Raw genomic sequence first — 9,602 nt, 5'->3', positions numbered from 1 at the left:
CGGGGGGGGGGGGGGGCCCCCCCCCCCCCCCCCCCCCCCCACCACCCTTTTCACGCCCATGCTGACGAGATGCGCGCCCGCCGTGAGCGCGGTGCCGCGCAGCCAGGCGCCGCGGCGCGGGCCGTCCACGGCGGCTCCCGCGAGGCCCGCCACGAGCCACGGTGCGCCGTGCTCGCCGGCCCAGGACAGGGCGCGCGCGGTGTTCGCGACGTGGGGGTCGCAGCCGTACGCCCTCAGCGCCGAAAGGATGCGGTGGTCCATGTCGTCGAGATCGTCCATGTGGACTCACTGTTCACGTCGGCGCCGTCGGATCTCCGGCAATATAGGGCGACATCCCACTAATCACCCATTTCGGGGATGGGATGAATGTTTACTAACTAATCGCCTACTAAGGGGCGATACGGTCACCGACATGTCTGCCGACACCGTTTCCGTCACCGGCTGGGGCCGCACCGCTCCCACCGCCGCGCGTCTGATCCGCCCACGGACGTACGAGGAGGCCGCGGCCGCCGTGCGGGACTGCGGGGCCCGCGGGGGCATCCCGAGAGGCCTGGGGCGGGCGTACGGGGACGCGGCGCAGAACGCCGGTGGGTCCGTGTTCGACATGACGGGTCTCGACAGCATCCACGTCATCGACGCCGCCGAGGGGATCGTGCTGTGCGACGCGGGCGTCTCCCTGCACCGGCTGATGCAGGTGCTGCTGCCGCTGGGCTGGTTCGTGCCGGTCACGCCCGGCACGCGCTACGTCACCGTCGGCGGCGCGATCGGCGCGGACATCCACGGCAAGAACCACCATGTGTCGGGCTCCTTCGCCCGGCACGTCCTGTCGCTCGAACTCCTCACCGCCGACGGCGAGATCCGCACGGTCGGCCGTGGCACGCCGCTGTTCGACGCGACGACCGGCGGCATGGGCCTGACCGGCGTGATCCTCACCGCGACGGTCCGGCTCCAGCCGGTCGAGACCGCGCTCATGTCGGTCGACACCGAACGCGCCCGGGACCTGGACGACCTGATGGCCCGGCTGGCGGCCACCGACCACCACTACCGCTACTCCGTCGCGTGGATCGACCTTCTGGCGCGCGGCGCGGCGACGGGCCGCGCGGTGCTGACCCGGGGCGATCACGCCCCCCTGGAGGCGCTGCCGGAACGCACCCGCGCGCGCAGAGACCCGCTGGCCTTCCGCACCTCCCGCCTTCCGGCCGCCCCCGCCTTCCTCCCGGAGGGCCTGCTCAGCCGGACGACCGTGGGGCTCTTCAACGAGCTCTGGTTCCGCAAGGCCCCACGCGCGCGTACCGGCGAACTCCAGAAGATCTCCGCCTTCTTCCACCCACTGGACGGCGTCCCCCACTGGAACCGGATCTACGGCCGCGGCGGCTTCGTGCAGTACCAGTTCGTCGTCGGCCACGGCCAGGAGGACGCCGTGCGCCGGATCGTGCGCCGCATCTCGCAGCGACGGTGCCCGTCCTTCCTGGCCGTCCTCAAGCGCTTCGGGGACGCCGACCCGGGCTGGCTCTCCTTCCCCGTACCCGGCTGGACCCTGGCCCTGGACATCCCGGCCCACCTGCCCGGCCTCGGCGCCTTCCTCGACGAACTGGACGAGGAGGTCGCCGCGGCCGACGGGCGCGTCTACCTCGCCAAGGACTCCCGCCTGCGCCCCGAACTGCTCTCCGCGATGTACCCGCGCCTGGCCGACTTCCGCGCCCTGCGCGCGGAGCTGGACCCCCGTGGGGTCTTCACGTCGGATCTGTCCCGGCGCCTCGACATCTGAAAACCACCCCAGGCGAACACCACCCCAGGTGAACACCACCCCCGGGCCGCCGCACCCCCTTCAGCCGTACGGCTGGGGCAACCTCTTGGAGCTGTCGTGAAGGACGCCTTCGGCATCCCCCAGTCCCTGCTCGTCCTCGGCGGCACGTCGGAGATCGCGCTCGCCACCGCCCGCCGCCTGATCGCCCGCCGCACCCGTACGGTGTGGCTGGCGGGACGCCCCACGCCCGCCCTGGAGGAGGCCGCGGACCACCTGCGCGGCCTCGGGGCCGAGGTCCACACCGTCCCCTTCGACGCGCTCGATCCCGACTCCCACGAGACGACGCTCGGCAAGGTCTTCGCCGAGGGCGACGTCGACATGGTGCTGCTCGCCTTCGGGATCCTCGGCGACCAGGCACACGACGAACGCGAACCGGCGAGCGCGGTGCGCGTCGCGCAGACCAACTACACGGGAGCGGTGTCGGCGGGGCTGGTCGCCGCGCGCGGGCTGCAGACCCAGGGCCACGGTTCGCTCGTGGTGCTGTCCTCCGTGGCCGGCGAGCGCGCCCGCCGCTCCAACTTCATCTACGGCTCCAGCAAGGCCGGCCTCGACGCCTTCACCCAGGGCCTGGGCGACGCCCTGCACGGCACCGGCGTGCACGTGATGGTCGTACGCCCCGGATTCGTCCGCACGAAGATGACCTCGGGCCTGCCGGAGGCACCTCTCACGACGACGCCGGAGACGGTCGCCACGGCGATCGAGCTGGGACTGCGGCGCCGGACGGAGACGGTGTGGGTGCCGGGGACGCTGCGGGTGGTGATGGCGGCACTGCGGCACGTACCGAGGGCGGTGTTCCGGCGACTGCCGCTGTAACCGTGGTTACAGCGGACCTGTGATGGTGGTTACAGGCGACTTGTAACGGTGGTTACAGCTGGCTTGTCGGCAGCGAACCGCGCTCCACGCGCGCGGGCTGCGGCGGCACCACCGGACCGCCGAAGACGTACTCACGCAGCTTGCGCCACACGCCGTCGGCGCCCTGTTCGTAGAGCGCGAAGCCGGTGCAGGGCCACTCGGCCCGGTAGTCGGCCAGCTCCTCGAAGGCGCGGTCCATGGCGTCGTCGTCGATGCCGTGCGCGACCGTGACGTGCGGGTGGTACGGGAACTGCAGTTCGCGTGCCACGGGGCCGGAGGCGTCCCGGACCTGCTTCTGCAGCCAGGTGCACGCCTCGGCGCCCTCGGCCACCTGAACGTAGACGACGGGCGACAGCGGCCGGAACGTGCCCGTGCCCGACAGTCGCATGGGGAAGGGCCGGCCGGCCGCGGCGACCTCGGTCAAATGTGCCTCGACGGCCGTCAGCGCGGCCTCGTCGATCTCCGTCGGCGGCAGCAGGGTGACGTGCGTGGGAATGCCGTGAGCTGCCGCGTCGCCGAAGCTCGCGCGCAGCTGTTGGAGCAGGCTGCCGTGAGGCTCCGGGACCGCGATCGACACGCCGATCGTTACGGTCCCCACGTCGTCTCCTGTCGTCCTGTTCGGGTGCGTTCCCAGCCGTCCGGCTATCGACTGTACGGCCACGGCTGTGTTGTGGGCAGGCGCAACCGTAGTGATGTGCAGCGCTCTGTCCGGTGGTGCGCCTGTGCGGTCGTACGCCTCAGTGCTTGGCGGGCAGGAAACCCACCCGGTCATAGGCCTGCGCGAGGGTCTCCGCGGCCACGGCACGCGCCTTCTCCGCGCCCTTGGCCAGGATCGAGTCCAGCGTCTCCGGGTCGTCAAGGTACTGCTGGGTGCGCTCGCGGAACGGCGTCACGAACTCGACCATGATCTCGGCCAGGTCCGTCTTGAGCGCGCCGTAGCCCTTGCCTTCGTACTTCTGTTCCAGTTCCGCGATCCCCTCGCCCGTGAGGGTCGAGTGGATGGTGAGCAGGTTGCTGACCCCCGGCTTGTTCTGCGGGTCGAAGCGGATGACGGTGTCGGTGTCGGTGACCGCGCTCTTGACCTTCTTGGCGGTGGCCTTGGGCTCGTCGAGCAGGTTGATGAGGCCCTTCGGCGTGGACGCCGACTTGCTCATCTTGATCGACGGGTCCTGAAGGTCGTAGATCTTCGCCGTCTCCTTGAGGATGTACGGCTTCGGGACGGTGAAGGTCGCGCCGAAGCGGCCGTTGAACCGCTCGGCGAGGTCACGGGTGAGCTCGATGTGCTGGCGCTGGTCCTCGCCCACCGGGACCTCGTGCGCCTGGTACAGCAGGATGTCCGCGACCTGGAGGACCGGGTACGTGAACAGGCCGACGCTGGCGCGGTCGGCGCCCTGCTTGGCCGACTTGTCCTTGAACTGCGTCATGCGGGACGCCTCGCCGAAGCCGGTGAGGCAGTTCATGACCCAGGCGAGCTGCGCGTGCTCGGGGACGTGGCTCTGGACGAAGAGCGTGCAGCGCTCCGGGTCGAGACCGGCCGCGAGGAGCTGGGCGGCGGCCAGGCGGGTGTTCGCGCGCAGGTCCGCGGGGTCCTGCGGGGTCGTGATCGCGTGCAGGTCGACGACCATGTAGAACGCGTCGTGGGACTCCTGCAGGGCCACCCACTGGCGGACGGCGCCGAGGTAGTTGCCGAGGTGGAACGAGCCTGCGGTGGGCTGGATTCCGGAGAGCACGCGGGGTCGGTCAGAGGCCATGCTCACCATTCTCTCAGGTACCGGGTGCCGATCCGGAACTGGTCGGAAACAGATGGGACTCGGGTGGGAACCGATCCGGCCCGAGCGGTGTACCAAGAATGTGAGGACGCGGGAGGGGGGCCGCATCGTCGATGAGGCCGCGGTGATTGCACGCGTACGCGCCGGAGACCCGGAGGCGTACGCGGACCTGGTGCGGGCCCATACGGGCCTCGCGCTCAGGGCGGCCGCCGCGCTCGGGGCGGGTGCGGACGCGGAGGACGTGGTGCAGCAGGCCTTCGTCAAGGCGTACTGCGCGCTGGGCCGGTTCAAGGACGGCGCGTCGTTCAAGCCGTGGCTGCTGTCGATCGTGGCCAATGAGACGAGGAACACAGTGCGGACGGCGGCCCGGCAGCGGACGCTGGCCGGCCGTGAGGCGGCCTTCGTGGAGGCGGACCCGCTGATACCGGAATCGGCGGACCCCGCGGTGGCCACGCTCGAGACGGAGCGCCGCGCCGCCCTGCTGGCCGCCCTGGAGAAACTGACCGAGGAGCACCGCCTGGTCGTCACCTACCGCTATCTGCTGGAGATGGACGAGTCCGAGACGGCCCAGGCCCTGGGCTGGCCCCGGGGGACGGTGAAGTCCCGGCTCAACCGCGCACTACGGAAGATGAGCCGACTGCTGCCGGATTTTCAGCCTGCGGAAGCCCGGGAAGCCCCGGAAGCTCGCGAAGCTCGGGAAGGGGGTGATGAGCGTGAGTGAGGAGCGGAAGCGGAATGCCCACGGCGGTGAGGGCGGCGCCGGCGACGAGGGCGGAGGGCGTCGGCGCGGCGAGGCCGCCCGGCTGCCGGACGAGCTGCGGGCACTCGGGCGTTCCCTGGACCCGCCCGGTGCGGCCGGGGCCGAGTCGATGGTCGAGCGGGTGCTGGAGCGGATACTCGCCGAGCAGGTCCCCGTTCCGGTGGCCCAGCCACCGGGGGCCGGGGACCGGCTGCGGGCGGCCCGGTACTGGACGCGGGCGCGGTGGCGGTCACTGACCGCGACGCTGTGCGGCCTGCTGACGGTCCTCGCGCTCACACCCCCGGTGCGGGCCGCCGTCCTCGACTGGTTCGACTTCGGCGGGGTCGAGGTGCGGTACGACCCGTCGGCGGTGCCGTCGCCCGGCGCCGAGGTGCCCGGCTGCGGGAAGTCACTGTCGCTCGCACAGGCCGAGCGCGAGGCCGGGTTCGAGCCGCTGGTTCCTCCGGCGCTGGGCGCGCCGGACACCGTGTCGGTGACCGCCGAGCCGCAGGGACGGTTCCTGGTGAGCCTGTGCTGGCGGGAGCAGGGGCGCTCGGTCCGCTTGGACCAGTACCCGGCCGGCCTGGACGTCGGCTTCGCCAAGAGCGTGCCCGAACAGCCCGAGTGGATCTCGCTGAGCGAGGACCCCGCGGACGCCGGCGCGGGGACGAACACGGCCCTGTGGTTCCCACGACCGCACCTGCTGAGCTTCTGGCTGGTGGATGCGGACGGCTCCCGCCACACCCGCGAGACACGGACCGCCGGGCCGACGCTGCTGTGGATGCACGGCTCGGGCGGGCTCGACAGTTCGGGCGGCTCCGACGGCTCTGGCGGGCTCGACGGCTCCGGGGGCTCAGAGGGCTCAGAGGGCTCCGGCGGCGCGCATGTGACGCTGCGGCTGGAGGGGGTGGCGTCGAAGGGGCGGGCGGTGGAGATCGCGCAGTCCCTCGACGGGGCGCCGGAGGAATCTCCGAAATAGTGCGGGCGGGGTGGGAACCCCGACGGGTCGGGCGGTGTACCAGAAGTGACACGCGGCCCATGGACGGGCCGCACGGGGATGGCCGGCTTTGTAGGGGGTTCGATGCGCGAGATCGGGAGTGGGATCGAGGGCGAGGGCGAGGGCTGGGGCCCGGTCGGCAGCGTGGTCGGCTGGAGCGGTCTAGGCCGTGAACTGGCGTCGCTGGCAGGGGCGTTGGTGGTGACGTTGGCGCTGATGCTCTGGGGGGCTTCGGCCGCGTCGGCCGGCGGACCCACAAGCGTGCTCGTGGTCTCGCCGCAGAGCACGGAGACGGCGGCGCTGTACCACTCCGACAAGGAGTACGCAGAGCTGGAGCAACTGCTCGGCACCCCCGGCACCGGCGTCCGCGACAAGCCGCCCGAGGCCGATCTGAGGGCCGCCCGGCAGATCAACGTCACCTGGCTGGCACACGACGTGTCACCCTGGCGCCTGGACCGGGTCTTCCCGTTGCCGGACGCCGACGAGGTCTGGATACACACGACGGCGAACCTCCCCGAAACGGGGAACGGCCACTGGCACCGCGCCCGACACCCCGGCCAACTGCACGCCCTGCTCAAGAACTTGGGCGTGATGGGCAAGACCTCGGGCCAGGGCTCCTCCGCGATCTTCCCGGCACCTTGGGAGACGAGCGAGACGGGGAGCGGCGCCGGCGCCGGTGCGGCGGACTCCGTAGCGGACGCGGCCGTCACACCGGCCGCGCAAGCCGGGCCCGGGCAGGACACCGACTGGTGGTGGGTGATGCCCGGCGTGGCAGCAGGAGCCGTCCTGGCGCTGGTGCTCCGACCCTTCACCCCGCGAATGCGGTGGGACCGACGGCGACGGGAGCCAGGGCCGCGGCAGGAGCTACGGGACGTGTGAGACGGGCGGGCGGGGGCGGATGAGGCTACGGATGACGGGGGCGGGGAGACGTGGAGGGGGACGGATGGCTTTGCGCAGCAGACGGGTGGGGGGCCGAATGACGGCCCGGGGCAGACGTGCCGGTGGGCGGCTCGCGGTCTTCGTACCGGTGTCCGTGGTGGCGGCTCTGTGCGGGATGCCTGCGGCGGACGCGGCGTCTCGGGGGCCGAGCCGGGACGTGCCCGATGTGGCGGTGGTCGTCGCGGGCGGCACGGGCCGGACGACGGTCGTGCGCTCGGGCGAGCCGGACTTCGCCCGCCTCTGGCAGTTGCTGGAGCCGATGTACGCGGGGACGGAGCGGGTGTCGCAGGCGTGGGACGAGGGCGGGTATCCGCCGGTACGGATCACCGTGGTGTGGGGGCTGACGGGTGTCGGGGGCTGGCCGCAGACGAATTCGGCGCCGGGGGGTGACGTGGCCATGGAGCGGCAGGACCAGTTGTTCGTGGACGGGGACGGTACGCCGTGGGTGCGCTCGGATGCTGCGCCGGACGTGGCGGACGACGACATCCGCTGGCATCGGGCGCCGCGCTCGGTATTCGAGCGGATGAACTCTGCGGGACTGCTCGGTGCGGCCGGTGAGCGGGCGGCTGGGGACGCGGGCGGTGCCGGCGGGCCCGGATCGGTGCCGAGCGGTGCGTGGTGGGCGGTACCGGGTCTCGCCGCGGGGTTCGCGGCCGGGGTCGGCAGCACTCTGCTGATACGCCGCGCGGCGGCCCGGCCGGGTGCCGGACCGCCGCGGGAGGAACCACGACAGGAGTTGATCGACCTTTGAGCCGAGCCGAGGCGACGGGCCAAGGACTCGGGCGACGGACCCAGGCCAAGGACTGGGGCGACGGACAGGGCGATGAGCCGGGACCGTCGACCCAGGCGAGGACCGAGACCGCGCACACGAGGCGGCGCCGGGTCGAACCCGCTTAGGCGGCGCCGGCCCGAGACCATGAACCGAGGCGGCGCCGGACCGAGACCGCTTAGGCGGCGCCGGGTCGAGCACACGACCGGGATCGGAAGCGAAGGCCGCCGACCAGGGCCCCGAGAGCGAGGCTTCCCAGTCGGCGCGGACGATCCGGTCCGTCGGCCAGGTGTCAGCCGAGGTCGATCTCCGGGTACAGCGGGAAGCCCGCAACGAGGTCGGTGGCTCGGTGGGAGATCTCGTCCGAGATCTTCGAGTCGAGGACGTGCTGGGCCTTCGACGGGGCGCCCTTGCTGGTGGTGCCGGGCTCGGTCGAGGTGAGGACGCGGTCGATGAGGCCCGCGACCTCGTCCATCTCGGCCGTGCCGAGGCCACGCGTGGTGAGGGCGGGGGTGCCGATGCGGATGCCGGAGGTGTACCAGGCACCGTTGGGGTCGGCAGGGATGGCGTTGCGGTTGGTGACGATGCCCGAGTCGAGCAGGGCGGCCTCGGCCTGGCGGCCGGTGAGGCCGTAGGAAGAGGCGACGTCGATCAGGTTGAGGTGGTTGTCCGTGCCGCCGGTGACGAGGGTGGCGCCGCGGCGCATCAGGCCCTCGGCGAGGGCGCGGGAGTTGTCGACAATGCGCTGGGCGTACTCCTGGAAGGAGGGCTGACGCGCTTCGGCGAGGGCGACGGCCTTGGCAGCCATGACATGCGGGAGCGGGCCACCGAGGACCATCGGGCAACCGCGGTCGACCTGGTCCTTGAGGGAGTCGTCGCACAGGACCATGCCGCCGCGCGGGCCGCGCAGCGACTTGTGGGTGGTGGTGGTGACGATCTGGGCGTGCGGGACCGGGTCGAAGTCGCCGGTGAGGACCCTGCCGGCGACGAGACCGGCGAAGTGGGCCATGTCCACCATGAGCGTGGCGCCGACCTCGTCGGCGATCTCGCGCATGATCCGGAAGTTCACGAGACGGGGGTAGGCGGAGTAGCCGGCGACGATGATGAGCGGCTTGAACTCGCGGGCGGTGGCGCGCAGGGCCTCGTAGTCCAGGAGGCCGGTGGCGGGGTCGGTGCCGTAGGAGCTCTGGTCGAACATCTTGCCGGAGATGTTCGGGCGGAAACCGTGCGTGAGGTGGCCGCCGGCGTCCAGGGACATGCCGAGCATGCGCTGGTTGCCGAAGGCCTGGCGGAGCTCGGCCCAGTCGGCGTCGGAGAGGTCGTTGACCTGGCGGACACCGGCCTTCTCCAGGGCGGGGACCTCGACGCGCTGGGCGAGGACCGACCAGAAGGCGACGAGGTTGGCGTCGATGCCGGAGTGCGGCTGGACGTAGGCGTGACGGGCGCCGAACAGCTCGCGCGCGTGCTCGGCGGCGAGGGACTCGACGGTGTCGACGTTGCGACAGCCGGCGTAGAAGCGGCGGCCGATGGTGCCCTCGGCGTACTTGTCGCTGAACCAGTTGCCCATGGCCAGCAGGGTGGCCGGGGAGGCGTAGTTCTCGGAGGCGATCAGCTTGAGCATCTCGCGCTGGTCGGCGACCTCCTGGCCGATGGCGTCGGCCACGCGCGGCTCGACGGCGCGGATCACGTCGAGGGCGGCACGGAAGGCGGTGGACTCGGGAGAGAGGGGT

The 9,602-nt window shown here is 71.9% G+C and carries 9 protein-coding genes and 1 pseudogene; 6 read left to right on the top strand and 4 right to left on the bottom strand.

The annotated features are described in order from the left end of the window. Positions 1 to 279: pseudogene (locus ACWBNA_RS41095) on the bottom strand (hypothetical protein); the annotation flags it as partial. Between the two features lie 133 nt (positions 280 to 412). Here ACWBNA_RS41095 and dprE1 point away from each other — a divergent pair. Both dprE1 and dprE2 read left to right on the top strand, forming a co-directional pair. Then, on the top strand, positions 413 to 1,768 hold the full coding sequence (gene dprE1 / locus ACWBNA_RS41090; RefSeq protein WP_482709699.1) for a decaprenylphosphoryl-beta-D-ribose oxidase: 1,356 nt from the start codon (positions 413 to 415) through the stop codon (positions 1,766 to 1,768). Between the two features lie 96 nt (positions 1,769 to 1,864). Further along, positions 1,865 to 2,620, top strand: coding sequence for a decaprenylphospho-beta-D-erythro-pentofuranosid-2-ulose 2-reductase (dprE2, locus tag ACWBNA_RS41085; RefSeq protein WP_482709698.1), 756 nt, complete (start codon positions 1,865 to 1,867; stop codon positions 2,618 to 2,620). Positions 2,621 to 2,672: 52 nt separating this feature from the next. Here dprE2 and ACWBNA_RS41080 read toward each other — a convergent pair whose 3' ends face one another. Continuing rightward, positions 2,673 to 3,257 (bottom strand): 2'-5' RNA ligase family protein, encoded by a 585-nt coding sequence (locus ACWBNA_RS41080; RefSeq protein WP_482709697.1) that lies wholly within the window; start codon positions 3,255 to 3,257, stop codon positions 2,673 to 2,675. A gap of 139 nt (positions 3,258 to 3,396) precedes the next feature. After that, the gene (gene trpS, locus ACWBNA_RS41075) at positions 3,397 to 4,410 is read right to left on the bottom strand and encodes a tryptophan--tRNA ligase (protein ID WP_482709696.1); all 1,014 of its coding nucleotides are present in this window, start codon (positions 4,408 to 4,410) and stop codon (positions 3,397 to 3,399) included. A 142-nt stretch (positions 4,411 to 4,552) separates the two neighbouring features. On the opposite strand from trpS, the gene ACWBNA_RS41070 reads away from it, so the two are divergent. The 4 genes from ACWBNA_RS41070 (at position 4,553) to ACWBNA_RS41055 (ending at position 7,854) form a co-directional block, all read left to right on the top strand. Continuing rightward, positions 4,553 to 5,149 carry an RNA polymerase sigma factor gene (locus ACWBNA_RS41070; protein WP_482709695.1) on the top strand — a complete coding sequence of 199 codons (597 nt, stop codon included), beginning with the start codon at positions 4,553 to 4,555 and terminating at the stop codon, positions 5,147 to 5,149. Beyond that, on the top strand, positions 5,136 to 6,146 hold the full coding sequence (locus ACWBNA_RS41065) for a hypothetical protein (protein ID WP_482709694.1): 1,011 nt from the start codon (positions 5,136 to 5,138) through the stop codon (positions 6,144 to 6,146). Before ACWBNA_RS41070 ends, ACWBNA_RS41065 begins: the two co-directional genes overlap by 14 nt. Before the next feature lie 102 nt (positions 6,147 to 6,248). Further along, positions 6,249 to 7,043 (top strand): hypothetical protein, encoded by a 795-nt coding sequence (locus tag ACWBNA_RS41060; RefSeq protein WP_482709693.1) that lies wholly within the window; start codon positions 6,249 to 6,251, stop codon positions 7,041 to 7,043. 97 nt (positions 7,044 to 7,140) lie between these two features. Beyond that, positions 7,141 to 7,854, top strand: coding sequence for a hypothetical protein (locus tag ACWBNA_RS41055; RefSeq protein WP_482709692.1), 714 nt, complete (start codon positions 7,141 to 7,143; stop codon positions 7,852 to 7,854). A gap of 310 nt (positions 7,855 to 8,164) precedes the next feature. Here ACWBNA_RS41055 and ACWBNA_RS41050 read toward each other — a convergent pair. Continuing rightward, positions 8,165 to 9,602, bottom strand: a 1,438-nt coding sequence (locus ACWBNA_RS41050; RefSeq protein WP_482709691.1) for a glycine hydroxymethyltransferase, incomplete at its 5' end; no start/stop codon positions are given.

The sequence above is a fragment of the Streptomyces sp. Q2 genome, assembly GCF_056820935.1.
Note: the sequence above shows the minus strand (reverse complement) of the source record. Positions and strands in the feature narration are given on the sequence as shown.